At 72.4% G+C, this 23,755-nt stretch carries 25 protein-coding genes and 1 pseudogene; 15 read left to right on the top strand and 11 right to left on the bottom strand.

The annotated features are described in order from the left end of the window. Nucleotides 1-24 precede the first annotated feature (24 nt). Nucleotides 25-363 carry a MerR family transcriptional regulator gene (locus tag ESG85_RS28450; RefSeq protein ID WP_128984047.1) on the top strand — a complete coding sequence of 113 codons (339 nt, stop codon included), beginning with the start codon at nucleotides 25-27 and terminating at the stop codon, nucleotides 361-363. Between the two features lie 520 nt (nucleotides 364-883). On the opposite strand, the gene ESG85_RS28455 is transcribed toward ESG85_RS28450, so the two are convergent. Continuing rightward, on the bottom strand, nucleotides 884-1,753 hold the full coding sequence (locus tag ESG85_RS28455; RefSeq protein WP_128984048.1) for an alpha/beta fold hydrolase: 870 nt from the start codon (nucleotides 1,751-1,753) through the stop codon (nucleotides 884-886). Between the two features lie 114 nt (nucleotides 1,754-1,867). Between ESG85_RS28455 and ESG85_RS28460 the strand changes: the two genes are divergently transcribed. Next, the gene (locus tag ESG85_RS28460; protein ID WP_128984049.1) at nucleotides 1,868-2,452 is read left to right on the top strand and encodes a TetR/AcrR family transcriptional regulator; all 585 of its coding nucleotides are present in this window, start codon (nucleotides 1,868-1,870) and stop codon (nucleotides 2,450-2,452) included. Next, nucleotides 2,449-2,640 carry a hypothetical protein gene (locus ESG85_RS28465; protein ID WP_128984050.1) on the top strand — a complete coding sequence of 64 codons (192 nt, stop codon included), beginning with the start codon at nucleotides 2,449-2,451 and terminating at the stop codon, nucleotides 2,638-2,640. Before ESG85_RS28460 ends, ESG85_RS28465 begins: the two co-directional genes overlap by 4 nt. Before the next feature lie 167 nt (nucleotides 2,641-2,807). On the opposite strand, the gene ESG85_RS28470 is transcribed toward ESG85_RS28465, so the two are convergent. Next, nucleotides 2,808-3,827, bottom strand: coding sequence for a hemolysin family protein (locus ESG85_RS28470; protein WP_128984051.1), 1,020 nt, complete (start codon nucleotides 3,825-3,827; stop codon nucleotides 2,808-2,810). Beyond that, on the bottom strand, nucleotides 3,824-5,149 hold the full coding sequence (locus ESG85_RS28475) for a hemolysin family protein (RefSeq protein WP_128984052.1): 1,326 nt from the start codon (nucleotides 5,147-5,149) through the stop codon (nucleotides 3,824-3,826). The genes ESG85_RS28470 and ESG85_RS28475 overlap by 4 nt, the downstream gene beginning before the upstream one ends. Before the next feature lie 340 nt (nucleotides 5,150-5,489). Here ESG85_RS28475 and ESG85_RS28480 point away from each other — a divergent pair, with 340 nt between their 5' ends. Continuing rightward, the gene (locus ESG85_RS28480) at nucleotides 5,490-6,575 is read left to right on the top strand and encodes a sporulation protein (RefSeq protein WP_128984053.1); all 1,086 of its coding nucleotides are present in this window, start codon (nucleotides 5,490-5,492) and stop codon (nucleotides 6,573-6,575) included. Between the two features lie 352 nt (nucleotides 6,576-6,927). Here ESG85_RS28480 and ESG85_RS28485 read toward each other — a convergent pair whose 3' ends face one another. Then, nucleotides 6,928-7,860, bottom strand: a complete 933-nt coding sequence (locus ESG85_RS28485; protein ID WP_128984054.1) for a M56 family metallopeptidase — start codon at nucleotides 7,858-7,860, stop codon at nucleotides 6,928-6,930. A 4-nt stretch (nucleotides 7,861-7,864) separates the two neighbouring features. After that, a complete protein-coding gene (locus tag ESG85_RS28490) occupies nucleotides 7,865-8,269 on the bottom strand; it encodes a BlaI/MecI/CopY family transcriptional regulator (RefSeq protein ID WP_128984055.1) in 405 nt (134 codons plus the stop codon). A 213-nt stretch (nucleotides 8,270-8,482) separates the two neighbouring features. On the opposite strand from ESG85_RS28490, the gene ESG85_RS28495 reads away from it, so the two are divergent. Beyond that, the gene (locus tag ESG85_RS28495; protein WP_128984056.1) at nucleotides 8,483-9,058 is read left to right on the top strand and encodes a TerD family protein; all 576 of its coding nucleotides are present in this window, start codon (nucleotides 8,483-8,485) and stop codon (nucleotides 9,056-9,058) included. 42 nt (nucleotides 9,059-9,100) lie between these two features. Continuing rightward, nucleotides 9,101-9,355, top strand: a complete 255-nt coding sequence (locus ESG85_RS28500; RefSeq protein WP_128984057.1) for a twin-arginine translocase TatA/TatE family subunit — start codon at nucleotides 9,101-9,103, stop codon at nucleotides 9,353-9,355. A gap of 67 nt (nucleotides 9,356-9,422) precedes the next feature. Here ESG85_RS28500 and ESG85_RS28505 read toward each other — a convergent pair whose 3' ends face one another. Further along, nucleotides 9,423-9,863 (bottom strand): hypothetical protein, encoded by a 441-nt coding sequence (locus ESG85_RS28505; protein WP_128984058.1) that lies wholly within the window; start codon nucleotides 9,861-9,863, stop codon nucleotides 9,423-9,425. A gap of 319 nt (nucleotides 9,864-10,182) precedes the next feature. Between ESG85_RS28505 and ESG85_RS28510 the strand changes: the two genes are divergently transcribed. The 5 genes and pseudogenes from ESG85_RS28510 to ESG85_RS28530 all read left to right on the top strand — a co-directional run bounded on the left by ESG85_RS28510 (nucleotide 10,183) and on the right by ESG85_RS28530 (nucleotide 14,076). Continuing rightward, nucleotides 10,183-10,752, top strand: coding sequence for a DUF4352 domain-containing protein (locus ESG85_RS28510; protein WP_128984059.1), 570 nt, complete (start codon nucleotides 10,183-10,185; stop codon nucleotides 10,750-10,752). Between the two features lie 345 nt (nucleotides 10,753-11,097). Continuing rightward, a pseudogene (locus ESG85_RS28515) lies at nucleotides 11,098-11,214 on the top strand (DNA-binding response regulator); the annotation flags it as partial. 332 nt (nucleotides 11,215-11,546) lie between these two features. Continuing rightward, complete coding sequence (locus ESG85_RS28520; protein WP_128984060.1) at nucleotides 11,547-12,674, top strand: ABC transporter permease; 1,128 nt, start codon at nucleotides 11,547-11,549, stop codon at nucleotides 12,672-12,674. Next, a complete protein-coding gene (locus ESG85_RS28525) occupies nucleotides 12,671-13,396 on the top strand; it encodes an ABC transporter ATP-binding protein (protein WP_128984061.1) in 726 nt (241 codons plus the stop codon). Before ESG85_RS28520 ends, ESG85_RS28525 begins: the two co-directional genes overlap by 4 nt. 68 nt (nucleotides 13,397-13,464) lie before the next feature. After that, entirely contained in the window at nucleotides 13,465-14,076 is a 612-nt protein-coding gene (locus tag ESG85_RS28530) for a TetR/AcrR family transcriptional regulator (RefSeq protein ID WP_128984062.1), read from the top strand. Between the two features lie 261 nt (nucleotides 14,077-14,337). Here ESG85_RS28530 and ESG85_RS28535 read toward each other — a convergent pair whose 3' ends face one another. Beyond that, the gene (locus ESG85_RS28535; RefSeq protein ID WP_128984063.1) at nucleotides 14,338-15,744 is read right to left on the bottom strand and encodes a M23 family metallopeptidase; all 1,407 of its coding nucleotides are present in this window, start codon (nucleotides 15,742-15,744) and stop codon (nucleotides 14,338-14,340) included. 244 nt (nucleotides 15,745-15,988) lie between these two features. On the opposite strand from ESG85_RS28535, the gene ESG85_RS28540 reads away from it, so the two are divergent. Together ESG85_RS28540 and ESG85_RS28545 are read left to right on the top strand one after the other, a co-directional pair. Then, a complete protein-coding gene (locus tag ESG85_RS28540) occupies nucleotides 15,989-16,438 on the top strand; it encodes a MarR family winged helix-turn-helix transcriptional regulator (protein ID WP_128984064.1) in 450 nt (149 codons plus the stop codon). Then, nucleotides 16,425-16,982 (top strand): aspartate carbamoyltransferase, encoded by a 558-nt coding sequence (locus tag ESG85_RS28545; RefSeq protein ID WP_128984065.1) that lies wholly within the window; start codon nucleotides 16,425-16,427, stop codon nucleotides 16,980-16,982. The genes ESG85_RS28540 and ESG85_RS28545 overlap by 14 nt, the downstream gene beginning before the upstream one ends. Nucleotides 16,983-17,061: 79 nt before the next feature. Here the strand turns inward: ESG85_RS28545 and ESG85_RS28550 are convergent, their stop codons facing one another. Further along, entirely contained in the window at nucleotides 17,062-17,511 is a 450-nt protein-coding gene (locus ESG85_RS28550) for a large conductance mechanosensitive channel protein MscL (RefSeq protein ID WP_128984066.1), read from the bottom strand. Nucleotides 17,512-17,841: 330 nt separating this feature from the next. Between ESG85_RS28550 and ESG85_RS36330 the strand changes: the two genes are divergently transcribed. Then, nucleotides 17,842-19,311, top strand: coding sequence for a glycosyltransferase (locus ESG85_RS36330; RefSeq protein ID WP_246095342.1), 1,470 nt, complete (start codon nucleotides 17,842-17,844; stop codon nucleotides 19,309-19,311). A gap of 52 nt (nucleotides 19,312-19,363) precedes the next feature. On the opposite strand, the gene ESG85_RS28565 is transcribed toward ESG85_RS36330, so the two are convergent. From ESG85_RS28565 to ESG85_RS28575, 3 genes are all read right to left on the bottom strand, one after another. Then, a complete protein-coding gene (locus ESG85_RS28565) occupies nucleotides 19,364-19,588 on the bottom strand; it encodes a DUF4287 domain-containing protein (protein ID WP_128984067.1) in 225 nt (74 codons plus the stop codon). A gap of 155 nt (nucleotides 19,589-19,743) precedes the next feature. Further along, nucleotides 19,744-20,538, bottom strand: a complete 795-nt coding sequence (locus ESG85_RS28570) for a YhjD/YihY/BrkB family envelope integrity protein (RefSeq protein ID WP_128984095.1) — start codon at nucleotides 20,536-20,538, stop codon at nucleotides 19,744-19,746. Between the two features lie 383 nt (nucleotides 20,539-20,921). Next, the gene (locus ESG85_RS28575) at nucleotides 20,922-22,376 is read right to left on the bottom strand and encodes a hypothetical protein (RefSeq protein ID WP_246095343.1); all 1,455 of its coding nucleotides are present in this window, start codon (nucleotides 22,374-22,376) and stop codon (nucleotides 20,922-20,924) included. A gap of 213 nt (nucleotides 22,377-22,589) precedes the next feature. On the opposite strand from ESG85_RS28575, the gene ESG85_RS28580 reads away from it, so the two are divergent. Next, nucleotides 22,590-23,549 carry a D-2-hydroxyacid dehydrogenase family protein gene (locus ESG85_RS28580; RefSeq protein ID WP_181019141.1) on the top strand — a complete coding sequence of 320 codons (960 nt, stop codon included), beginning with the start codon at nucleotides 22,590-22,592 and terminating at the stop codon, nucleotides 23,547-23,549. Nucleotides 23,550-23,755: the final 206 nt, after the last annotated feature.

The raw sequence follows: 23,755 nt of genomic DNA on the forward strand, positions 1-23,755 counted from the left end.
TATGCGTTTCCGGGAGAGGTGCGAATGACGGCAGACAACTCGTACGACCGTTTCGACGACGACGACTACCCCGCCTACACCATGGGCAGAGCGGCCGAAATGATCGGCGCTTCCCAGGGCTTCCTCCGCGCCATCGGCGAAGCCCGCCTGATCACGCCGCTGCGTTCCGAGGGCGGCCACCGCCGCTACTCCCGCTACCAGCTCCGCATCGCCGCCCGCGCCCGCGAACTCGTCGACCAGGGCACCCCGATCGAGGCCGCCTGCCGCATCATCATCCTCGAGGACCAGCTCGAAGAGGCCCGCCGCATCAACGCGGAGTACCGCCGCGCCGCCGAGTCCGACGCGCCCTCCGATCGGGCGTGAGACCCTCTGCCCGCCGGCTGCGCCGCCGCACGCCCGGGCAGGGTGGTCGGGACGGTCCGTGTCGGTGGTCGGTGGTCGGGACGGTCTGTGTCGGTGGTCGGTGGTCGGTGACAGGGAGCGGTGCACGGGTGTCGACCGGTCTCCCGCCGGGCCCGGCCGGGTCCTTCTTCGACCGCCTGACGGAGGAGAACCGCGGTCAACGGCCGCGGGATGACGGATGACGGCCCACCGACCGAGCCCGCCGCCGCGGACGAACGAGCGAGGCTGCTGCTGCGCCGAAGCCTCGCGCATGCCGGAGCCTGTCTGCGGACCGCACCGACCATTCGTGCCTTTCCCGAACGTTTCGGCAGGTCGGATCCCCTTGCCACGTCGCCGCGCCGCGTGATTCCCAGGCTTGTGGCGCGGGTTGGACTGGATTCCCGTCACCCGCTCCGCGTCGAGGCCCCAGGTCGGCGACCGGGGCTTCGACGTCGTCCGGACCTCACGCGGCGTCAGGACCCGGGCGGCGGGCTTCCGCTGATCAGCGGGCCAGGAAGGCGAGGATGCGCTGGTTGACCTCCTCCGGCTTCTCGGAGAGGAGGAAGTGGCCGGCGCCTTCGATCATCGCCCCGTCCGAACCCGGCGGCAGCATGGCCACGATGTCGGCGAGCGCCTCCGCGTCGACCACGGGGTCCTCGGTTCCGTGGAGGTAGAGGGTGGGCTGGGACGGCAGCTTGTTCAGCACGCGCGCCATTTCCCATTGCGGGGTGCCGAAGGTCGCAGCCGGGAAGTTCTGCCGGTAGAGCTCCAGGCCGAGGTGGAGCCGCTCCGGCGTGTCGAGTCCCTCCTTCATCGCCTTGCGGTCCTCGGTGGAGTCGTAGCCGGGGACGGTTCCCGTCCAGTGCTCCCAGAGCCAGTCGAGGTACGCGAGATTGTCGGCCGCGACGAGTTGGTCGGCCATGGCCATCTGGAAGAAGTAGAAGTGGACGTACCGCTCGATCCTGCCCGGGTCCGCGCTGTTGCGGTCGTAGAACTCCAACGGCGGGACGTCGTTGACGACCACCTTGGTCCACCGCTCGGGTGCGGCCGCGGCGGCGCCCCAGGTGACGAAGCCGCCCCAGTCGTGTCCGATCAGGACCGCGTCGGAGCCGCCGCCGAGCGCCTCGTGCAGGCCATTGGCGTCAGCGATCAGGTCGGGCAGGCGCATGCTGCCGTCCGGCGGCACCTGGGACGGGGCGAACCCCCGCATGGTGGGGGCCACGGCGTGGTACCCCGCCTCTGCCAGCGCGGGCAGGAGGTACCGGTACAGGTGGGGCGTGTCGAAGCCGTGCAGCATCAGGGCGAGCGGCCCTTCTCCCGCCTCGACGTAGGCCAGGTCCAGGCCGTTGACGGTGATCCGCTTGTGCTCCATTGCCGGCTCCTTGCGAGAGTTACTAAAACGAACGTTCTAACTAGTCGGAAGCTAGCACGGCGCTCACGCGACCCACAAGCTAGAACGAACGCTCTATTCAGTAGACTTCGCGGTATGGCGAACACACCACAGCCGGGCACCCGGGAGCGCGTCGTCCGCGCGGCCTCTCTACTGATGCAGCGGCAGGGGTACGAGGGGACCGGCATCAAGCAGGTCGCCCAGGAGGCCAAGGCCACGCTCGGCTCGGTCTACCACTTCTTCCCCGGCGGCAAGCAGGAGCTGGGTGTGGCCGCGGTCCAGCACGCCGACCAGGAGTTCGCGGAGCTGCTGTCGACCTCGCTGTCCGCGGAGGCCGACCCGGCGAAGGCCGTCGTCGCCTGCGCCGGCGAGCTCGCCCGCCTCCTGCGCGACTCCGGCTGGGTGGACGGCTGCCCGATCAGCGCGACGGCGCTGGAAACCACCGGGCGAGCCCCCGACATCGAGCAGGCCGTCGCCGAGGCGTTCCAGCATTGGCGGGACCTGGTGGCGGGCACGCTCCGCGAAGCCGGGTTCCCGGAGGGCGATGCGCGCGACCTGGCCATCACCGTCATCAGCACCCTCGAAGGCGCCGAGCTCACCGCACAGGTCGCCAAGAGCGAGACACCACTGAGGGTCGCGGGTGAGCACCTCGCCCGGCTCATCGACTCCTACAAGAGGTGAGAGCCGGTTCGGAGTTCGGTGAGGTCGCGATCGTCACCGGGGCCGACCGTGTGTCGGCCGGCGTGTCGGCCGGCGTGTCCGCCGACGTGTCCGCCGGCGTGTCCGCCGGCGTGGCGGCCGACGTGTCGGCCGGCCTCGCCCTCGACTGGGCCCTCTCGCCCACTCCCGGCGACCTCGACAAGCCCTGACCTCCTCCGCCCGGACCTCCTGCCCGGACTTCCTCAGCCCAGACCTCCTGCCCTGACCTCCTCTTGCCCTGACCTCCTCTGCCCGGACTTCCTCCGCCCGGACCTCCTGCCCGCCCCCACCGCGTTTGCCGACTCGCTGACGTCGGCCGCACGGCGCCACCCACGGTTCAGACGGTCTGCGGCCCCATGATCCGGACGAGCAGGTCGTCGAGGCTGACCAGGCCCGTGAGCACACCCTCCTCGTTCCGGACGACGGCGAGGGAGGCACGGACCCGACGCAGCTGTTCGACGGCTTCGGACACCGTGGTGTCGGTGGCCAGTTCGGGTACGGGGCGGGCCAGGTCGCGGGCCGTGCCGAGCCGGCCGCGGGTGCGGGCGACGAGGGCGTCGCGGGCGTGGAGCGCGCCGAGGACGCGGTCGCCGTCGCGGACGAGAAGGCGGGAGCGGTCCGCGGCGGAGGCGCGGGCGAGAACCGTGTCGAGGCCGGCCTCGGCCGGGACACTGACGATGTCGTCCGCCGGTGTCTGGATCTCCGCGACCGGGGTCTGCGGCTCGGTGAGGGAGCGGGTGATGAGCTGCGAGTCGGTCTTGTCGATCAGGCCGAGCCGCTCGGACTCCTCGACGAGGTGGTGGAGTTGCTCGCGGTTGTGGACGGTGGTCAGTTCGTCGCGGGGCTGCACGCGGCACATCCGTACGAGCGCGTTGCTCACCTTGTTCAGGAGCCGGAGCAGCGGGCGGACCGCCTTCACCAGGGCGCGGAAGGGCGGGGTGAGGAGCATCGCCGAGCGCTCGGGGTGGGCGATGGCCCAGGACTTGGGGGCCATCTCGCCGACGACCATGTGGAGGAAGACCACGAGCACCATGGCGACGGCGAACGCGATGCCGTAGCTGAGCGCTTCGGGCAGCCCGAGCTTCACGAGCAGCGGGTCGAGTTCGTGGGAGACGGCCGGCTTGGAGATCGCGCCGAGGCCCAGGGTGCACAGGGTGATGCCGAGCTGGGCGCCCGCGAGCATCAGGGACAGCTCGCGCATCCCGGCGAGCGCGGCCTTGGCGCCGCGCTGCCCGTCGGCGACGGCCTTCTCGATGCGGTGGCGCTTGGCGGCGACGAGGGCGAACTCGGCGGCGACGAAGAAGCCGCTGCCGATGAGGAGCAGGACGGTGACGAACAGGGCCATGGGGAAGCTCATGACTGGGCCTCCTCGGCGGCCGGGCGGGTCGGCTGGACGCGTTCGAGGCGGACGCGTTCGGGAACGTGGCGGTCGAGGCTGAGGACCTCGATCCGGACGTCGTCGACGGTGAGGGTGTCGCCGATGGCCGGGAAGCGGCCGAGGCGATCGATGACCAGACCCGCCACGGTGTCGTAGTCGTCGTCCTCGGGCAGCGCGATGCCGGTGGCGTCCTCGACCTCGTCGAGGCGGCGGCCCGCGTCCACGCGCCAGCCGTCCCCGTCCGGAGTGGCGAGTACGACGACCTTGTCGCTCTCGTCGGCGATGTCGCCGACGAGTTCTTCGGCGATGTCCTCGTAGGTGACGATGCCGGCGACCCCGCCGTGCTCGTCCAGGACGACGGCGAACTCGTCGTCCGCCTCCCGCATCCGTGCCACCGCCTGCGGCAGCGGCAGCGTGTCGGGCAGCAGCAGGGGCCGCCGTGCGGACTCCCCCGCCGTCAGGTCGCCGAACCGGTCCGCGGGCAGGCGGACGAGTTCGCGCACGCCGAGGACGCCGGCGACGTCGTCGGGGTGGTCGCCGAGGACCGGGTAGTTGGAGTGGCCGTACCGCGCGATCAGTTCGACGGCGTCGGTGAGCGTGGCGTCCTTGCGTACGAAGGCGGCGTCGACGCGCGGCACCATGACCTCGTCGAGGGTCCGCTCGGTGAACTCCAGGGCGTGGTCGAGGAGCTCGGCCGTGTCGGCCGGCAGCCGGCCCTGCTCGTGGGACTCGCCGATGAGGTGGCTGAGCTCTTCGAGGGTGGCGCCGTGGTGGAGTTCCTCGACCGGCTCGATGCCCACCTTGCGCAGCAGCCTGTCGGCGGCGCCGTCGAAGACGCGGACGACCGGTCCGACGATCTTCAGGTAGACGAGGGTGGAGGAGGCCAGGGACTTGGCGAGCCGCTCGGGCACGGCCAGGGCCAGGTTCTTCGGGGCGAGTTCGCCGAGAACCATCTGCAGCACGGTCGCCACGACGAAGGCGAGGACGACGGAGATCGTCGACACGACTCCGTCGGACAGGCCGGTGCCCTCCAGGGCGGGCTTCAGGAGGGCCGACACGGACGGCTCGGCGAGGAAGCCGACGACCAGGCCGGTGACGGTGATGCCGAGCTGGGCGCCGGAGAGCATGAAGGAGAGCCGTTCGAGGACCTTCAGCGCGCGGGCGGCCCGCTTGTCGCCGGCCGCCGCCTCTCCGGCGAGCGCGATGCGGTCGGCGGCGACGTAGGCGAACTCCTGGGCGACGAAGTAGCCGGTGCCGGCGGTCAGTACGAGAACGGCCAGCAGACCGAGAGCGGCGTTCATCGGCTGTCGCACCCCTTCGCGTCGTCGGGGTGCGTCGATCTGGCGGACAACAAGGTGCTCCTTCGTCGGGCGGTGATCAGAACCGAGTATCAGGGGAGAGGCGGCGGGGCGCGCCTGCCTGGCCGAGGTGGAGGCCGACCGGTCCCTTCCGTTCCGCCGAAGGGGCGCCCGCCGTCCCTCCGGCCGCGGGCGCTCGTCGTCCGGATGTGTACGCCCCACGGCCCCGACTGGTGCCGAAACCGGATGGCCCATCCTATGCTTCTACACGGATGTAGATGGAACGAGGCCCCACGGCCCGAAGTGCCCGACCGCACAAGCTATGTGAAGGAGTGAACGCCCCATGGTGTTCAAGCGTCTGCTCGGCTCGCTCGGTGTGGGCGGCCCCTCGGTGGACACCGTGCTCGACCCCGGCGCGGTGACACCCGGAGGCACCCTGAGCGGCCAGGTCCACCTCCAGGGCGGCAATGCCGACTTCTCCATCGAGCACATCACCCTGGAGCTCGTGGCCCGCGTCGAGGCCGAACACGACGAAGGGGAGTCCGAGGGCACGGTGGTCTTCCACCGGAGCGTCGTCGGCGGGAACTTCCGCCTCGCCGAGGGCGAGCACCGCAGCGTGCCGTTCTCGTTCCCGGTGCCCTGGGAGACGCCGATCACCGAGCTGCACGGCCAGGGCCTCGGCATCGCCCTCGGCGTGCGCACCGAGCTCGGCGTCGCCGGCGCGAAGGACAAGGGCGACCTCGACCCGCTCGCGGTCCGCCCCCTGCCGGTCCAGGAGGCCGTCCTCGAAGCGTTCGGCCGGCTCGGCTTCGGCTTCACGTCCGCCGACCTGGAACTGGGCCACATCAACGGGACCGGCCAGCAGCTCCCCTTCTACCAGGAGATCGAGCTCGCCCCGGCGCCGCAGTACGCGCACCAGGTCAACGAGGTCGAGGTGACCTTCCTGGCCGGCCCGGCCGGCATCGAGGTGATCCTGGAGGCCGACAAGCGCGGCGGCTTCTTCTCCGAGGGCCACGACGCCCTGACCCGCTTCACCGTCGGGCACCACGGCGCCGAGTCGACCGACTGGAACGCCGAAGTCGACGGCTGGATCCGCCGGCTCGTCGAGCACCGCGCCTCGTACGGCACGGATTCCGCGTACGGCACGCCTTCCTCGTACGGCACGCCTTCCTCGTACGGTTCCCACGACGCCTACGGTCACGGCACCCCGTACGCCGAGAAGGACCGTCACGGTCACCACGGCCATCACGGCCACCACGACGAGCACGGCCACCGCTCCGGCCCGGGCATGGGGACCGCGGTCGCGGCGGGCGCGGCCGGACTGGCCGTCGGCGTCGTCGGCGGAATGGTCGCGGCCGAGGTCGTCGACGAGATCGGCGACTTCTTCGAGGGGGACGAGGAGGGGGAGGGGGAGGGCGACGAAGGCTGAGACCGGCCTACCGGGCGCCGGCCGGACGCGTCTCGGCCCGACGCGTCACGGCCCGACACGTCTCGGCCCAACGCGTCACGGCCCGACACGTCACGGCCCAACGCGTCACGGCCCGACACGTCACGGCCCAACGCGTCACGGCCCGACACGTCACGGCCCGACGCGGGCTCCCCGCATCTGATGGCTTCCGCCTGACCGCCTGATGGCCGCCGTGCGACAACGGCTGCGGCCCCACGCGCTGCCGGCGGTCGCACGGGCCGGCCTCGTCACGGGCCGGCCTCGTCACGGACCGGCCTCGTCACGGACCGGCCTCGTCACGGACCGGCCTCGTCACGGACCGGCTCCGGCGGCGTCAGAGCGGAGTCGCCGCCTTCAGGATCAGGAAGAGCGTGACGGCCGAGTTCGCCGAGGCGAGCGCGGAGACCGTGGTGCCGGCCGCCGCGGCCCACGCGGCCAGGCCCGCGGTGGTGAAAAGCGACGGCCAGACGCTCGCGGCGGGAGCCGGACGCAGCAGGGCCGCCACGCGACGCGGTACCGGGCCGGCCGAGGCGAAACCGGCGAGCGTCACCGACGGGGCGCCCCTGGAAGTCAGCGCCGCCTTGCCGACCGCCCGGGCCACGGTCCGGCGGCTGCCGACCCGGTCGGCCGCCTCCTCATCCGCCCAGCGCTCCGTGGTGTACGCGACCGCCGTGCGCAAGGGACGCAGGAAGGGGTTGGCCCGGGCCGCCACCTGCACGGTCAGCAGGAACCGGTGGTGCCGGGCGTTCAGGTGGGCGCGCTCGTGGGCGAACAGGGCGCGTCGCTCCGGCCCGGTCAGGGTGGCGAGCATCGCGGTCGTGACCACGACACGGTTCCTCCGGCCGGGAAGTGCGTACGCGTAGGCGCTCTCGTCGTCGGGCAGGACCGCCACCGACGTAGCGGGCAGGCCCGCCAAGGCCCGTTCGGCACTCCGCCGTACGCGGTGGTGTCGCCAGGCTGCCCGGGCGCAGGAGACGAGGACGGCGATCAGCGCCGGAATGGCGACCTTGCCCGCGACCTCGTCAAAGGGGACGGCCTCGCGGACCTCGGGGTCGGACCATCCGTCGGGCAGCGGGTTGCCGGGGAGCTGGGCGGTGCCGACCACCATCAGCAGCGCCAGGCACAGGGTGCTGCACACGGCCAGCACACCGGAGAGAGCGGTCAGCAGCCAGGTGGCCACCCGGGGATGCAGATGGTGCTCGGCGAGACGTGCGACCGGCCACGCCGTCAAGGGCAGGACCAGCGGCAGGAAGACGAAGACCCCCATGCCGTCAGTCTTCCCCCTCCTGGGGGCCCTGAGCCAGCAGATCCCGCAACAGACGCTCGTCATGGGCCGAGAGTCCCGTCACGAACCGGGCCAGCACCGCCTCCCGGTCCGCCTCGCCGTCCAGGACCTTCCGCATGCGCAGGGCGGCGAGTCCGGCCTCGTCCGCGACGGCCGTCCACTCGAACGAACGGCCCGCCCGCTCCCTGCTCACCGCACCCTTGGCATGCAGGCGGGTCAGGATGGTGATGACGGTGGTGTACGCGAGGTCGCCGCCGAGCCGTTCCTGCACCCACCCGGCGGTCCGGGCACCGCCGGCCTGGCGCAGGGCGCCCACCACCTGCACCTCGAGTTCGCCCTGCCCACGCCGCCGGGGGTGGGGGCCCTGCCCCTCTCGCCCGCTCTTCGTCATTCCGCCGCCCTCCCGCCGACTCGTCCCGCCCTGTGGAGCGGTTCATCGTACTGAGACGACACGCTTCGGCCCGTCGCCGTTTCCGTGGCGTTGGTCGCGATGTCTCGAGGAGCGGAAGCCGTGGGCCACCGCGCGCGCCCGCCCTTCCGCACGCCTTCTACATCACTGTAGATTTTTGTGCGCCGGCACGCCACGACCCAGAAGGAAGACGACATGAGTGTGAACCTCGCCAAGGGCGGCAACGTCTCGCTGACCAAGGAAGCCCCCGGGCTCACCGCGGTGCTCGTCGGCCTGGGCTGGGACGTCCGCACGACCACCGGAGCCGATCACGACCTCGACGCGAGTGCCCTGCTGCTCGACGACAGCGGGAAGGTCGTCTCCGATCGGCACTTCGTCTTCTACAACAACCTCACCAGCCCGGACGGCTCCGTCGAGCACACCGGTGACAACCTGACGGGTGAGGGAGAGGGCGACGACGAGTCCATCAAGGTCGACCTGGCCGCCGTACCCGCCGCCGTCACGAAGATCGTCTTCCCGGTCTCCATCCACGACGCCGACAACCGGGGCCAGAGCTTCGGACAGATCCGCAACGCCTTCATCCGTGTGGTCAACCAGGCGAACGGCACCGAGCTCGCCCGCTACGACCTCTCCGAGGACGCCGCCACGGAGACCGCCATGGTCTTCGGCGAGCTCTACCGTCACGGCACCGAATGGAAGTTCCGGGCCGTCGGCCAGGGCTACGCCTCCGGGCTCGCCGGCATCGCGGCCGACTTCGGCGTCAACGTCTGAGGCACGAGCAGGACACCCCTCCCCTCCAGAGAACGGAAGAACGTGTTCGGAATCAGCGAGATAGCGATCCTCCTGATCGTCGTCATTCTTCTCCTCGGCGCCAAGAAGCTGCCGGAGCTGGCCCGCAACGCCGGCAAGGCGGCCCGCATCCTCAAGAGCGAGACCAAGGCGATGAAGACGGACGGCGCCCCGGAGCAGCAGGCCACCTACCAGGTCACCGACAGCCGCCCCCACCAGAACCCGCCGCAGAAGGGAACCGAGCACCCCGACAGCCCCTCGGGAAGCCCGCGCCCGTAGCCACCCCCCTGCCGGGGGCGGTGAACGGCGGAGCGAAGCCCCAGGTCAGCGGCCTGGGGCTGCTTCGTCAGTTTTTCAGCGGCGGAAGATGCGGATTTCGCGGATCGTCGATGTCGACGGCGATGGTGAACCCCGCGGTCGAGCTGAAGGTGGCGACGTCGCCGGAAAGCCGGATGCGATCAAGCGGATTGGATGCGGCGAAGAACATCGCCCAGGTCAGTGCGCGGTCGGGAGTCAGGCGTGCGATGAACCCCTCCGAACCGTACGGACCCTCGCCGCCCCACAGGAATCCCCGCTCCCTCAGGTCCACCGCGGCAAGACCGTCGACCGAGGACACCCGGGACGGGTCGTCTTCCCGCACCTCGTCGAGCGCGAACGGGGACAGCACGGAGAAGCCGCAGGGCGCGGCGGCGTCGAGGGCGACGTCATAGGAGCGCCCGTCGGCGAAGTGGAGGGCGTCCTTGACGGGAAGCTCCCACTCTTCCCACAGGCGTTCGATCGCGGTCATTTCCTCTTCCTACGCCTCCGTTACGCCTATTCGGGCCAGAATTCATGCGCCTTCTGATTCGCTCTGCCCAGTTTGCCGGGTGCTGGACCTGTCGCGGGCCACGCACTTCGCCCGCGAGAAGCGGCCGAAGCCGGCCCGCCGGCTCCGCGACGAGCAGCTGACGCCTCAGCTCAGTGGTGCTGATCGACTGCCCGCAGCCGCAACCCCGCCAGTGAAGCCCCGTACCGTGCCTGAGATGCGGTGACCTGCCACGCAGGAGATCATGCCTGTATCCCCGTCACATCGCGCCTTGCAGGACGTGAAGGTTCACGGAGGAAACATGTCTCGTCTGCCAGCGCTCGCGCTGACTGTGGTCCTGTTCGCCGTAGGGGTCTCTGCCTGCGGCAGCCAAACCGTCACCGAGAGTCCAGCGAGCAGCAACCCCACTCCGCCGAGGAAGACCGAACCCCTGGCATCACGGCCCAGCCCCACGCCCGCCGTCGCCGTAGTCGGCGACACGCTGGACCTCACCGGCTCCACCAATGACGCGAAACTCGCCGTGACCGTTGTGAAGGTGGTCGATCCGGCCGCCGGCAAGGATACGAGCCCGGGCGCGGGTGAGCGGTACGTCGCCGTGCAGTTCCGGCTGCATAACACCGGCTCCAAGACTTACAGCGACGCGCCGGATAACAGCGCCAAGCTCATCGACGATCAAGGCCAGCGGTTCAACTCCTGGATCACTGATACGACCGCTGGTCCGGGCTTCGGCGGAACCGTGGTGGTCCCGGTCGATGACACCGCACTCGGATACATCACGTTCAAGGTGCCGACTGACTCCAAGATCACCAAGATTCAGTTCACAATGGAAAGCGGCTTCGCCGAAAACACCGGCCAATGGCGCGTGCCGTGACGGGTCACCTCAGCTGACTCGCCGCCTTGGTCACCGCTGACCCCGAAAGTGCGAACGCACGGGCTCTCCACGGTGGGTTTCAGCCCAAAGTGCCTTCGAAGGCTCCGGTCATCGCGTCCTCCTCGCTGATCTGGAAAGTCCCTCGACGTGTGACCTCCACCTTGTAGCAACCGCGCCCAGTAGGGACATCGGGCACGAGCACCTCGAAGCGGCATACAGCCCCTGGCTTGGTCGACTCACCGAGGCCACCCGTGGCGACGTCCGTCCCTTCGCGAGCGGCACGACGTGCCGGGCCCGGTGGGCCGGACCGTCTACCGGATCAAAGACATCGCCCCGGACTAGTACTTCCTGGACACCGTCCGCATGGCCGCACGCGGCGACGCCCTGCTCGCGCCCTCGATCACCCGTCGGCTGATCGACAGATACCCGTCCCAGCCGCTCGACGCCGGCGTCGGCGGCCTGGTCGTCCCGCGCACCTCCTGAACGTCCCGGGCCGCGACCCGGGTGTCTCCGTGCCCCGCGCCCCTGCGCATCCCGGCCGCACGGCCGGGGCGACGGTCGCGCCGAGAGCGTTCGGCGGCGCATGCCACACCACGTACCGACAGTCGTGTCGACAACATTGGCTAAGATGCCGACGCGGATGTCGTCAAGTTTAAGCAAAGCGGCGCGCCCGTTCCGTCGTCATGCCCCCATCCCCTGTCCCTCCCTCCCCCACTCCCTGGCCCCCGCCCCTGGCCCCCGCCCCTGCCCCTCCCTCTGCTGTCCCCCATCCCCTCCCTCACTCGGAGAGTTCCGTGTTCCTCGCCCTACGCGATCTGCGCTTCGCCCGCGGTCGCTTCGCCCTCATGGGCGCGGTGGTCGCGCTCATCGCCGTACTCGGCGTCCTTCTGTCCGGGCTGGCCTCCGGCCTGGCGGATGCCGGCATATCCGGCCTGCGGGCGCTGCCCGTGACCCACATGGCCTTCGACGAGAAGGCGACCAGCGAGCAGTTCTCCCGTTCGACCGTGGAGCAGGAGGACTGGCAGGCGTGGTCCAAGACCCCGGGAGTGGAGCGGGCGGAGCCGTTCGGGAACACCCTGGCCAATGCCCAGGTGACCCAGGGCGCCAAGAAGGGCGAGCAGGTCAACCTCGCCGTCTTCGGCATGGCACCGGACTCCTCCCTGGCCCCCCGCCCCAGCGAGGGTGAGGGCCTGGAAGAGGGCAGCGCGGGCATCGTGATCACCCAGGAGATCGCCGACCTGGGCGTGAAGGTCGGGGACGTCCTGACCGCGGACAAGAGCGAGGTGCGGCTGAAGGTCGTCGGCCTGGTCGACGACAGCATCTCCTACGGCCACATCGGCGTCGCCTACACCGACCTCGACACCTGGCGTCACCTCCACTACGGCCTGCCGGGCGACCTGCCCGAGGCCGCCGGCCGACAGGCCACGGCCGTCGCCCTGACCCTTGCGCCGGGCGCCGACGTCGCGGCCGTGGAGAAGGCGACCGGCACCCGCGCCGACACCAAGGAGACCACCTTCGGCGCGTCCCCCGGCTACACGGCCGAGTCCAGCACCATGGCCCTGATCAAGGGCTTCCTGTACGCCATCTCCGCCCTGGTCGTCGGCGCGTTCTTCACCGTGTGGACCGTGCAGCGCAAGGCCGAGATCGCCCTGCTGAAGGCGCTCGGCGCCCCCACCGGATACATCCTGCGCGACGCGCTCGCCCAGGTCGTCGCCGTGCTGGTCGGAGCCACGGCCCTCGGCACCGCCGTCGGCCTGGCCCTGGGCAGCGCGATGATCGGCAAGGCCCCCTTCTCCCTCTCCGCCCCGGCCATCGCCACCTCCTCCGGCCTCCTCATCGTCCTCGGGACCGTGGGCGCCGTCGTCGCCGTCCGCCGCATCACCGCCGTCGACCCCCTGACCGCTCTGGGAGCCACCCGATGACCACCCCCGCCACCGACCACCAGGCCACCGCGGCCACCACGGACACCGCGGGCCCCGGCGGACTGCGCCTGGACGACGTCACCCTCACCCTCGGTGACGGCGACGCCGCCGTCACCGCCCTCGACCACGTCGGCCTGACCGTCGCCCCCGGCGAGTTCGTCGCCGTCGTCGGCCCCTCCGGATCCGGCAAGTCCAGCCTCCTCGCCGTCGCCGGCGGCCTCCAGAGGCCCACCTCGGGCACCGTGCACATCGCCGGCACCGAGCTGACCGCCCTGTCGGACAAGGAACGCACCGCCGCCCGCCGCCGCCACATCGGCTTCGTCTTCCAGCAGTCGAACCTGCTGGCCTCCCTCACCGTCAGGGAACAGCTGTTGCTACCCCTGCACATCGACGGCCGTCTCGACACCGCCGCGCGGACCCGCGCCGACGAGCTCATCGAGGCGGTCGGACTGACCCACCGCGCCGACTCCCGCCCCCACCAGCTCTCCGGCGGCGAGCGCCAGCGCGCGGGCCTGGCCCGGGCCCTGATGACCTCCCCCGCCGTCCTGCTGGTGGACGAGCCCACCTCGGCACTGGACCGGGTGCGCTCGGCCGAGGCGGTGCGGCTGATCGCCGAGCAGACCCACGAGCGCGGCACGGCCACGGTCATGGTCACCCACGACACGGCGATAATGGACGCAGCCGACCGGGTGTACGAGATGGTCGACGGCCGCCTGTCCTGACCGACCGGCGGCTTCGGCCCGGCACCTCGCTCCCGGGCCGAAGCCACCCCCTCAGGAGCCCGCCCCGCATGCCGAAGATCAACGCCTCCACCGTCGCCGAGCACCGCGCCCAGCAACGCGAGGCGCTGATCGGGGCTGCGATCGACCTCCTGGTCAACGAGGGCGCCGCCGCCGTCACACCGGCGGCGGTCGGCGCCCGCGCGGGGCTGGCCCGCTCCAGCGTCTACCAGTACTTCGACTCGTCGGCGGCCCTCCTGGCCACCATCACGGAGGAAGCCTTCCGGCGCTCCGACGAGGCACTCACCCGCGCCCTGGCCGCCGCGAACGGGCCGCTGGAGCGCGTCGAGGCGTTCTTCCGGGAAAGCCTCCGCCTCGGCGCCGAGGGCGCACACCGGCCCGCCGTCGCCCTCATGAACGCCGGCCTCCCTCCGGCCTGCCAGCAGCGGCTGATGGAACTCCACCTGGAGCAGGTCGAACCGTTCCGCGCCGCCGTCCGGGAGCTCGGCGTTCCCGAGCCCGCGCTCACGGCCGACCTGATCGCCGGCATGCTGCACACCGCCCTGTCCGCCGTCGAGAACGGCACGCCCCTCGACACGGTCACCGGGAGCACCCTCGCCCTCGTGCGCCGCTGTCTCACCCCGGACGGCGGCACGGTCCGCGCACCGGAGGCGGACGCCTGACGCCCTCGCCCCGCCGAAGCGCCTCGGCCGACCGTCACCCGGGGAGGCCGAGCGGCCGGGCAGCGCCCCGGGGCCCGGCAGGTGCCCAAGCGGCCGGCAGGCGCCCATGCGGCCCGGCAAGCTACTCAAGCGGCCCGGCAAGCACTCAAGCGGACCGCCGGCGCCCGAGCAGCCCGACAGGCCAAGCGGACCGCCGGCGCCCGAGCGGCCCGGCAGGCCATGCGGCCCGCCAGGCGCCCGAGCGGACCGGCCGGAATCCGGTCAGAACTTCAGCACCTCGCGGTCGAGCGGATACCGCGCGCGGTGAAGGCCGTCGTACGGCGAGGGCGTGATCGGCAGGACGCCGGTCGGCTGCAGGCCCAGGTTGTCGTCCCAGATGCGGGGTTCGACGTGTCCGACGACGCGGAACTCCCGGAAGGTGAACGGCGGGCTGTCGGTCGGGAAGAACTCGGGGGTGGTCATCACCTGGAAGTGCAGGTGCGGCGTGGTCGAGTTGCCACTGTTGCCGATCAGCCCGAGGACCCGGCCGGGTTCGACGTGGTCGCCCTCCCGGACCTTGAGCGAACCGGGCTTCAGGTGGGCGTAGAGCAGGTAGCGGCCGGGCGCGACCTCCACGGTGACGTGGTTGCCGACGGTCTCCTCGATCGGCGGGACCGGCGGCGTGACGGGCGGCGTGTTGTCCGGGATCCCGTCCTGGACCTCCACCACCCTGCCGCCGGCCGCCGCCACGACCGGCTGCCGGTAGCTCAGGTAGCTGGTGAGCCGTGCGGGGTCGCCCTCCCAGGTCTGTCCCCGCTCGCCGACCCGGTACCAGTCGATCGCGAAGCGCTGCGGTACGTAGAAGCGACCGTTGATCGGGCCGAGGCCGCGCCGGTGGTGGGTGTTGCCGCAGCACGACTCGCTGGAGTACCAGGTGCCGGGGCGGACCGGCGCGTTCAGGTTCAGCGGCGCGGTGCGGCCGGTCGGGGTGGCCTGAACCGTCTCCTCGAACGGGGAGGAACCGGAGGCGGTGACGACGGCGCCCGAGAGATGGTGTTCGAGGACCTTGGGCGCCCGTTCGCCGCGCTCGAGAACCAGGTCCAGCCAGATCACCCACTGCTGGGAGCCCGCGATGACGGTCGGCGTCGGCCCCGGGGGCGCGGGGGTGTAGCCGTCCGCACCCGGCAGGGGATCACCCACGGGATTGGCGGCGTCGGCCAGCGCCTGGCCGCCCAGTGAGCCCACCACCCGGTGGGTGCGGGCGTCCCGGACCTCGACGCGGTCGAGGCGCACCCGCGTGCTGCTGGACAGGGCGTTCGTGGTGAGCAGTTCGTACGAGAGGTGCGTCCTGCCGTCCGTGGCGCGGAACGGCGTCGGTTCGGTCATCACCGCCGCCGTCAACGGCGTGAACTGCGGGCCGGGTGCCGGACCGGCCCCGTCGGTCCCGTATCCGGGTGCCGTCGAGGCCGTCAGCATGCCGGCTGCGAGGAGGGCGGCCACGAGCCCGCGACGTAGCGAGCTCCGGCGTGTGCGGTTGCGAGGGTCGCGCTCTGCCATGGTGCTCTTCCAGTCGTCGGATCCCGTGCCGTGCAGGGCACCGGCACGCCCCGCGCCGAGGCGCAGGCCCATGTGTAACCCGGCGAGGCGCCGCTCCGGCCCGAGGGCGCCGGAGCCCGGTCCGAACTGCACCCGTCCAGCCGCATCCTGCCCGCCGGGTCGCCGCCGGCGGTGCCGGAGCGGTGGGGCCTTCCCCCGTCCTGTGGAGGGACGTGCCACGCCCCGCCCGCGGAGGCGATGAACAGCGGTCGCCGCGGGGCGGGCCGCGGCCGGGACGCCGGGGCGGCCGGGAAGCCGGGAAGCCGGGAAGCCGGGAAGCCGGGAAGCCGGGCAAAACTGGTTGCATTGCCGAACCTTCTGGTTGTACGGTCGAACCATGTCCAGGAAACACAGCGCCGATGACCCGGCCGCTCTCCAGGCGGCGGTGGCGGGCTTCGTGCGCGCCTTCGGGCTGCATCAGACGGAAACCACCCCCTGCGGGCAGCCGATCTCGGTCTCCGAGGCGCATGCGATGGGTGAGCTGGCGCAGGACGGGGAGCTCCGGCAGGTCGAACTGACCCGCCGGCTACGACTGCAGAAGAGCACGGTGAGCCGGTTGGTGGGGCAGTTGACCGGCCGTGGCTGGGTGGAGCGCGCGCAGGCCGAGGACGACGGACGCGGTGTCGTCCTGCGACTCACTCCCGCGGGGCGGCAAGCGGCGCAGAACCTCGCCGAAGCCCGGCGGGAACGGTTCGCCCGGCTGCTCGACTCGATCCCGGCCCATGAACGGGCGGGCGTGCTCCACGCCTTCGACGTCATGAGGGAGGCATGGGATGGGGATCGGTAGGCGCCGGGGTGCGGGCGCGGGCGCGGGCGCGTTCGGGGGCAGCGTGGGCGTGGCGGTCGTCGGCGCGGTGACGGTCGTCGCGCTGGCGGCGGGCTGTTCGCCACAGGATTCCGGCGGGAGCCGGGCGGATCGGCAGGGCTCGGTCGCCGAGCGGGGCGAGAGCGTGATGCCGTTCGACCTCGAGCGGACCACCCACCGTTTCACCGCCACGGCGACAGGCGGCGTCCAGGACGTGGTGGCCGACCGGCGCGGTGACACCCGGCAGATCGACCTGATACGGGTTCACCTGCGCGAGGAGGCCGAGGCGTTCGGCCGGGGCGACTTCGGCGACCCGGCCGCGATCCACGGCGCCGACATGCCCGGCCTCGCCGAACTGCGAGCGGGGCATGACCGTATCGAAGTGCGCTACACGGAGCGGACCGACGGGGCCACCCTGACGTACACCACCAGGGATTCCGCCCTGGTCGACGCCTTGCACGACTGGTTCGCAGCCCAGCTCGGCGACCACGGCGCACACGCCGAGTCCGGCCACGGAAGTCGATGACGGGGGGAGGGACGGAGAGAGGGCGGAGAGGGGGCGGAGAGGGGGCGGACGCGCGGCCGGCTCCGAGGTCTACCGCCGGTCAGACGGTGGGGGCGACGGTGGAGGTGGTCGGGGGCTGTTCGGTCGCGCAGTGGAGGCACTTGCTCGCTGCCGCCGGCAGGTCCTCGGAGAGGCAGGCCGGGCAGGTCTTGACGGGGCCCGGTTCGCCGAAGGCCTTGACGCCGCGGCGGGCCTGGTAGTGCTTGTACGGCACGACGATCAGGAAGTAGACGACCGCCATGAAGATGATGAAGTAGATCAGGGCGGAGATGAACTGTCCCAGGTCGAGATAGGTCGCCTGGTTGCCGTCGTCCCCGAGCTGCCATCCGAGTCCCATCGACTCGCCGCCCTGGAAACGGCTGACGATCGGGTTGATCACGAAGTCCGTGAAGGCCTTGATCAGGGTGGAGAAGGCCAGCGCGATGACCAGTCCGACGGCGATCGTGACGAGATCGCCGCGCATGAGGAAGTTCTTGAAGCCTTTGAGCACCGTCCGCGTCCTTTCTGGGTGTCCGGATGCCCCGCGTCGGGCTCCGCGGGAGCCGTGCTGAGCAGCTAATCGCAGGTCGCGCGGCAGGCACGGGAGCCACGGCGCGATGACGCACGGACGGCGGCAGCCGAACCGCCGACCGCCTCACCCGTCTCGGCGTTGTCCGACCGGTACGGGCGAGGCGGTCCGTCCTCGCGGGCGGGGGTCCCGGGCAGGCGGGGCGGAGGGCTCGTCCACCGTGCCGTCGTCCATCCCGGGTGGCCGGGACCGAGCGGCTCGTCTACCGTGCCGTCGTCCCCCCGGGGGCGGGGCAGGAAGGCTGGTCGTGTCGTGCGCGTGCTGATCGTCACCGCCGGGTCGCGAGGAGACGTCGCGCCCTTCACCGGGCTGGGGCAGCGGCTCGCGCGGGCCGGCCACGAGGTCGCCGTGGCCGCCCACCCGGCCTTCGCCGAGCTCGTCGGCGGGTGCGGTCTCGGTTTCCGGCCCGTACCGGGAGACCCGCAGCGGCTGATCCGGGACTGGGCCCGCGCCGGATCGCGGGACGAGGTGCGGGCGTTGACCAGGGCGTACGCGGACGGGCTCGCCGACGGAGTCGCGGAGGCGGTGGCGGGCGGGGCCGACCTGCTGCTGACGCCCTTCGGTCCGGCACCGCTCAGCAGGACGGCCGGCGAGGCCCTCGGCATCCCGGTCGTCGGGACGTACCTCGTGCCCGCGTTCGCCACCGGACGGTTTCCGCTGCCCCACGCCAACGGCGGCGACGACGACCTGGGCCCGGACGGCAACCTCGCGGCGGGCCGGGAGGTGCTGCGGCGCGCGGAAGCCGCCTTCGCGGGCGCCGTGACCCGGCTGCGGGCCCGCCTCGGGCTGCCCGACGGCACGCCGTCGGCGCCCGCGGACGTCCGGCCGGTCTTCCACGGCTACAGCCCGCTGGTGGTACCGCGCCCCGACGACTGGCCGTCCGGGGTCCACGTGTCGGGCTACTGGTGGCCCGCCCGTCCGGACGGCTGGCGTCCGCCGGACCGACTGGTCGACTTCCTCCGGGCGGGCCCGCCCCCGGTGTTCATCGGCTTCGGCAGCATGGCGCCGGGGGAGGGAGAACGCCTCGGCGAGCTGGTGGCGGCGGCGGTCCGGCGCGCGGGCGTCCGCGCGGTGGTGCAGGCGGGATGGGCCGGGCTGGGCGGCCACGGCAGCGGAAGCGGAAGGGACTACGGGAGTGCCGGTCGCGGCGGCGGTGGCGGCCACGACGGGAGTGCCGGTCGCGGTGGCGGTGGCGGTGGCGGCCACGACGGCGGCGACGGGAGCCACGGGAGCTACGGGAGCTACGGCTACGCCGACTACAGCAACCACAGCAGCCACGGCGACTACAGCAACCACGGAAGCCACGGCGACCACGGCGACTACGGCGACTACGGCGATGACAGCGATGACGTCCTCGCCATCGGCGACGTCCCGCACGACTGGCTGTTCCCCCGTACCGCCGCCGTCGTCCACCACGCCGGGGCCGGTACCACCGGTGCCGGGCTGCGGGCCGGGGTGCCCGCCGTGCCCGTGCCCGTGATGGCGGACCAGCCGTTCTGGGCCTCTCGGTTGTGCGAACTGGGCGTCGCCCCGAGGGCGTTGACGTTCCGGGAGCTCACCGCCGAGGCCCTCGGTGACGCGATCACCGCCTGCCTGTCCGAGCCTGCCCTCCGGCGCCGCGCGTCCGGGCTCGCCCAGGGAATCGCGGCGGAGGACGGCGCGGCGGCGCTGCTCGCGCACCTCGACGCCCGCCCGGGCACGGGGCCCGCCGGAGCCGGGTGAGGGGGACCGGCTTCCTGCCGGGTGCGGCGGCCGGTTTCCCTCTCGGCCGCGCTTACCGGCCGCTGTCCTCGGCGAGGGTGTGGGCGACGAGGGCGTTGGCGTGGCCGTGGCCCAGGCCGTGCTCGGTCTTGAGCCAGCCGACCAGCTCCATGTGCTTCGTCAGCGGGGAGGAGCGGATGAGGTCCTTCCACTCGGCGATCGGCCGGCCGTACTTCTTCTCGATGGAAGGGAAATAGCTGGCAGGGCCCTTCACGGAGGCGTTCGCCGTGGCGGTCATGGGTGGCTCCGTTTCGGATGACGACGGGTTGTCGCCGGTATGACCGGCGGCACGGCGAGAAGTCATCGCTCCCGGCGGTGTGTTCCGGGTCACTCCGCGGACCGCCGCACCGTCCTCGGATGTCCGGCGCCCCCGTACCGATGTCCGCCGGGGCCTCAGGTGTCCGGGTCCGGAGGCTTCCCCTGCGTCCCGGGGTCGCCGGTCGGCCCGGAGCCATCGGCGCGTCCCTGCGGGGGTGTGCCCAGCCAGGCGGGGAACGGGCCCGAGGTCGCCACGACCTGACCGACCGCCACGCAGACGACGATCACGCAGCAGCCCGCGATGAGCCACGACAGGAACGTGAAGACGTAGCCGATCGGGCCGTAGTGCGCCTGGCTCTGCTGGAGTGCCTGCGGCATCACCAGCGGTGAGGCGTAGGTGAACGCCGTCATCCCGACGCCTGCGAGCACGGCGCCCGGCAGCAGCGGCGCCCAGCCGATCCGCGCGCCGAGCAGCAGGTGCTGCGTCCACCACCACAACGCGACCGACGCCACCACCGAGACCAGCAGCCCTACGACGGCCCCGCCGCCGAAGCCCTGGCGGATCGCCGTCTGGAAGAGGAAGACGCACAACCAGCCCAGGATCCACACCAGCCACCTCCACGCCGTGAGGCGGGCGCTCCCCTTGGGCAGGTCCCAGCAGCGTTCGCAGACCCGCTGGAGCGCCCGGCTGAGTGCCGTCGCCGAGATCAGCATGACGATCACGCCGGCCGCGCCGACACTGCTCCCCAGCTCGCCGTCGGCGGTCAGCGCCTGCTCGACGTCGTCCGTCGGGGCCTTGTCGCCCAGGAACGAGTGGACGGCGTCGGCCAGGAGGTCCTTCACGCCCTGCGGCGCGAAGGTGGACACGACGATCAGCAGCGGAAGCGCCGCCAGGAACGTCTGCGCGGCCAGCCGCGCGGCGGCCTCCATCGTGTTCACCCGGGACAGACGCACGAGGACCCGGCCGACGACCGGTGTCCCCTGGAGCTTCGACTCCGCGAGAGCCCTCCACCGACGCGCGAACGTCTCCCCACGCGGAGGACTCCCCTCACGCGGAGGCTCTCCCTCACGCGGAGGCTCTCCCTCACGCGGAGGCTCTCCCTCACTCGGAGGCTCTCCCTCACTCGGGGGCCTTCCCTCACGCGGAGGCTCTCCCTCACGCGAGGACTTCCCCGCGCTCACGAGCTTCCGCCGACGGGCGAGCATCCCCTCCCGCGGGGGCGTCTCCTCACGTTTCCCCTCGCGCTTGCCCTCCCGCACGAGCTTCCGCCGGCGCGCGGAGCGGGCCTCCGACGTCGTGCTCGGGCGGCGCCTCAGACCGCCCCCTCGGGCGGTGTCGGGGGCGGCCCGCTCCCTGCGACGTGGCGCGCCGGGCGCTCGGCGTCGGTCGTGGCGCGGCCGGTCGCCGCCAGGAGGGCGATCACCGCGAGGACGGCCAGCAGGATCAGTACCAGGAGCAGGATGGTGAGGGCCGTGGGGTGGTTCCAGAGCGCGAAGAGCAGCACCACGACCAGCAGGGCGCCGAGCGTGATCCACCGCCGGTTCGTCTCCGTCCAGACGCCCGCCCGGCCGGTCCGCACGTGGTGGGCGTATCCCCAGGCCGCCGCCGAGTCCGCGGTGCGCTCGGCCGCTCCCCGTACCGCCACGGGCAGCCGGCCGGGGCCGATCAGATACGCGCCGAGGGCGACGACGAGGCCCAGGACGATCGCCGTGCGCAGCGCGACGCGCAGGAAGTGCAGCAGCGTGTCGAACACGGACGCCGCGGCGGCCTTCGACTGGACCTGCGACGGCAGGTGGTCGAGGTAGTAGCGGCGTGCCACGACCAGGCCGATGACGACGACCAGGCAGGCGAACGCCGCCCCCAGCGCCGTACGGGCCAGCGCGCGCCGCCGTCGGTGGGCCAGCAGGACGCCGGCGGCGCCGATGGCGACGACGATCACCGGGAACCAGTTGCCCACGACGTCCAGCGCGTGCGCCAGGCCGCGGACCTTGCCGAGCTGGTCGGACTGGAACAGCACCATCTGCTTGTCGACGTCGGGGATCTTGTCGGCCGGCCCCACGCCCGCGTTCACCAGGTCTTCCTTGACGCGGTCGACGGCCTCGCCGATGTCCAGGGTGACCGTGCCCCCGTCCACGCCGACCGCGCCGCGCCCCTGTCCGGTCAGCGCGTGCACGACGGCGTTGTGGGCGGCCCGGTTGGCGGTCGTCCAGACCTTCTCGAAGCGGTCGCTCTCGACGAAGCGCGTGGCGATCTTCCGGACGGCTCCGTCGACGGCCGAATCGAGCTGCGGACCGAGTTTCCGCACCGCGTCCGCGGCCCGCGGCGGCAGGCCTTCCTTCTTCAGCCAGTCGGAGACGTCCGCCATGACCTGGCCGCCGTCGACGCGTACGTCGGCCGCGTGGGTGATGCGGGCGACGGCCGCCGCCTCGATGTCCGGATCGCTCGCCAGCGGGGCGACCGTCTGCACGTACCGATCGGTGTCCAGGGCGATGTCGTGCACCCATACGGTGAGCAGCGCGACCGGCACCAGGATGCAGGTGAGGACCAGGAGGACCGCCGAGGAGACGCGCCGCGCCCACCTGACCGCCGAGGAGCCGCCCGCCGGGCCGCCAGTCGGGTCCGGGCCGCGAGTCGGGTCGGGGCCGTGAGTCGGGTCCGGGCCGTCCGCCGGGGTCTCCGCCGGGTCCCGTGCGGGGCCGTCCGCCGGCCCTCCCGCCGGTCTCGCCGGCTTCCCGCCCTCCGCGGGTGGTTCCTGCTGGCTGCTCATGAGCGCTCCTGGAGGGTCGGGTGCCTGCCTTCCATTTCTGCCGCCGGCCGGCGCGAGCGCACGTCCGGATGGGCTGTACGGGCTGTACGGGCTGGGCGGCCGCTCGGGCCGTACGCGTGGGGCGCCCCGCGTACTGCGCGCTCCGGAGCCCGCACCCCCGTCCCCTCGTCCCCCCCTCCCCGCCCCGCGCCGTCGTGCGCGATCATGCGCTGTATGAAGCCGCGTTGCGCCATCCTCGACGACTACCAGGGCGTCGCCCTCTCCTCCGCCGACTGGAGCCCGCTCGACGGCCGGGTCGACGTGCGCGTCCTACGGGAGCACCTCACCGACCGGGACGCCCTCGTCGCCGCCGTCGAGGACTGCGAGATCCTCGTGGTGATGCGCGAGCGGACCCCGCTCGACGCCGACCTCCTCGCCCGCCTCCCCCGGCTGCGGCTGATCGTCACCTCCGGCATGCGCAACGCCTCGATCGACGTCGCCGCCGCCCGCGCCCGCGGCGTCGTCGTCTGCGGTACGGCCAGCGCCTCCGAACCGCCCACCGAGCTGACCTGGGCGCTGATCCTGGGCCTGGCCCGGCAGGTGCACACGGAGCACCGGGCGATGCGCGAGGGCGGGCCGTGGCAGTCCACGGTCGGCCTCGACCTCGCGGGCCGGGTCCTCGGCCTCGTCGGTCTCGGCAAGATCGGCGGCCGGGTGGCGCGGATCGGCCTCGCCTTCGGCATGGACGTGGTCGCCTGGAGCCCCCACCTCACCGACGAGCGGGCCGCCGAGCACGGCGTGCGGCGCGCCGGCGGCCTCCACGAGCTGCTCGGCGCCGCCGACGTCGTCTCGCTGCACCTGGTGCTCTCCGACCGCACCCGCGGGCTGATCGGCGAACCGGAGCTCGCGGCGATGCGCCCGCACGCGTACCTGGTCAACACCTCGCGCGCGGGGCTGGTGGACGGTGCCGCGCTGCTGCGGGCGCTGCGCGAGGGACGGATCGCGGGGGCGGGCCTCGACGTGTACGGCACCGAGCCGCTGCCCGCCGACGACCCGCTGCGCACCCTGCCGAACGTGCTCGCGCTGCCGCATCTCGGGTACGTCACCGAGGCCAACTACGCCCGCTACTTCGGCCAGGCCGTCGAGGACATCGAGGCATGGCTGGCGGGCGCGCCCGTACGGGAGCTGGGCTGACGGTCGTACGGGAGCCGGGCCGGCGGTCGTACGGGAGCCGGGCCGACGCCCGTACGGGGCCCGGGTTTTCGCCCGTACGACGGCTCGCCCGTACTGCGACGGCTCGCCCGTACGACGACAGCGCTCCCAGGAGCACGCGATCGGCCCCGCACCTCACGTCGGGTGCGGGGCCGATCGCTTGGCGCGCCGGGAGCCGGGCGCCAGGG

The organism is Streptomyces roseicoloratus (genome assembly GCF_004117935.1).
Classification (GTDB): domain Bacteria; phylum Actinomycetota; class Actinomycetes; order Streptomycetales; family Streptomycetaceae; genus Streptomyces; species Streptomyces roseicoloratus.

What these genes read in the sequence shown, in the direction of transcription:
- ESG85_RS28575 (WP_246095343.1), bottom strand. Translation starts at nt 22,376, where the DNA reads ATGAGCAGCCAGCAGGAACCACCCGCGGAGGGCGGGAAGCCGGCGAGA.
- ESG85_RS28485 (WP_128984054.1), bottom strand. Translation starts at nt 7,860, where the DNA reads ATGGGGGTCTTCGTCTTCCTGCCGCTGGTCCTGCCCTTGACGGCGTGG.
- ESG85_RS28505 (WP_128984058.1), bottom strand. Translation starts at nt 9,863, where the DNA reads ATGACCGCGATCGAACGCCTGTGGGAAGAGTGGGAGCTTCCCGTCAAG.
- ESG85_RS28480 (WP_128984053.1), top strand. Translation starts at nt 5,490, where the DNA reads ATGGTGTTCAAGCGTCTGCTCGGCTCGCTCGGTGTGGGCGGCCCCTCG.
- ESG85_RS28475 (WP_128984052.1), bottom strand. Translation starts at nt 5,149, where the DNA reads ATGAACGCCGCTCTCGGTCTGCTGGCCGTTCTCGTACTGACCGCCGGC.
- ESG85_RS28450 (WP_128984047.1), top strand. Translation starts at nt 25, where the DNA reads ATGACGGCAGACAACTCGTACGACCGTTTCGACGACGACGACTACCCC.
- ESG85_RS28495 (WP_128984056.1), top strand. Translation starts at nt 8,483, where the DNA reads ATGAGTGTGAACCTCGCCAAGGGCGGCAACGTCTCGCTGACCAAGGAA.
- ESG85_RS28540 (WP_128984064.1), top strand. Translation starts at nt 15,989, where the DNA reads ATGTCCAGGAAACACAGCGCCGATGACCCGGCCGCTCTCCAGGCGGCG.
- ESG85_RS28525 (WP_128984061.1), top strand. Translation starts at nt 12,671, where the DNA reads ATGACCACCCCCGCCACCGACCACCAGGCCACCGCGGCCACCACGGAC.
- ESG85_RS28565 (WP_128984067.1), bottom strand. Translation starts at nt 19,588, where the DNA reads ATGACCGCCACGGCGAACGCCTCCGTGAAGGGCCCTGCCAGCTATTTC.
- ESG85_RS28510 (WP_128984059.1), top strand. Translation starts at nt 10,183, where the DNA reads ATGTCTCGTCTGCCAGCGCTCGCGCTGACTGTGGTCCTGTTCGCCGTA.
- ESG85_RS28530 (WP_128984062.1), top strand. Translation starts at nt 13,465, where the DNA reads ATGCCGAAGATCAACGCCTCCACCGTCGCCGAGCACCGCGCCCAGCAA.
- ESG85_RS28490 (WP_128984055.1), bottom strand. Translation starts at nt 8,269, where the DNA reads ATGACGAAGAGCGGGCGAGAGGGGCAGGGCCCCCACCCCCGGCGGCGT.
- ESG85_RS28455 (WP_128984048.1), bottom strand. Translation starts at nt 1,753, where the DNA reads ATGGAGCACAAGCGGATCACCGTCAACGGCCTGGACCTGGCCTACGTC.
- ESG85_RS28570 (WP_128984095.1), bottom strand. Translation starts at nt 20,538, where the DNA reads ATGGAGGCCGCCGCGCGGCTGGCCGCGCAGACGTTCCTGGCGGCGCTT.
- ESG85_RS28545 (WP_128984065.1), top strand. Translation starts at nt 16,425, where the DNA reads ATGGGGATCGGTAGGCGCCGGGGTGCGGGCGCGGGCGCGGGCGCGTTC.
- ESG85_RS28580 (WP_181019141.1), top strand. Translation starts at nt 22,590, where the DNA reads ATGAAGCCGCGTTGCGCCATCCTCGACGACTACCAGGGCGTCGCCCTC.
- ESG85_RS28460 (WP_128984049.1), top strand. Translation starts at nt 1,868, where the DNA reads ATGGCGAACACACCACAGCCGGGCACCCGGGAGCGCGTCGTCCGCGCG.
- ESG85_RS28470 (WP_128984051.1), bottom strand. Translation starts at nt 3,827, where the DNA reads ATGAGCTTCCCCATGGCCCTGTTCGTCACCGTCCTGCTCCTCATCGGC.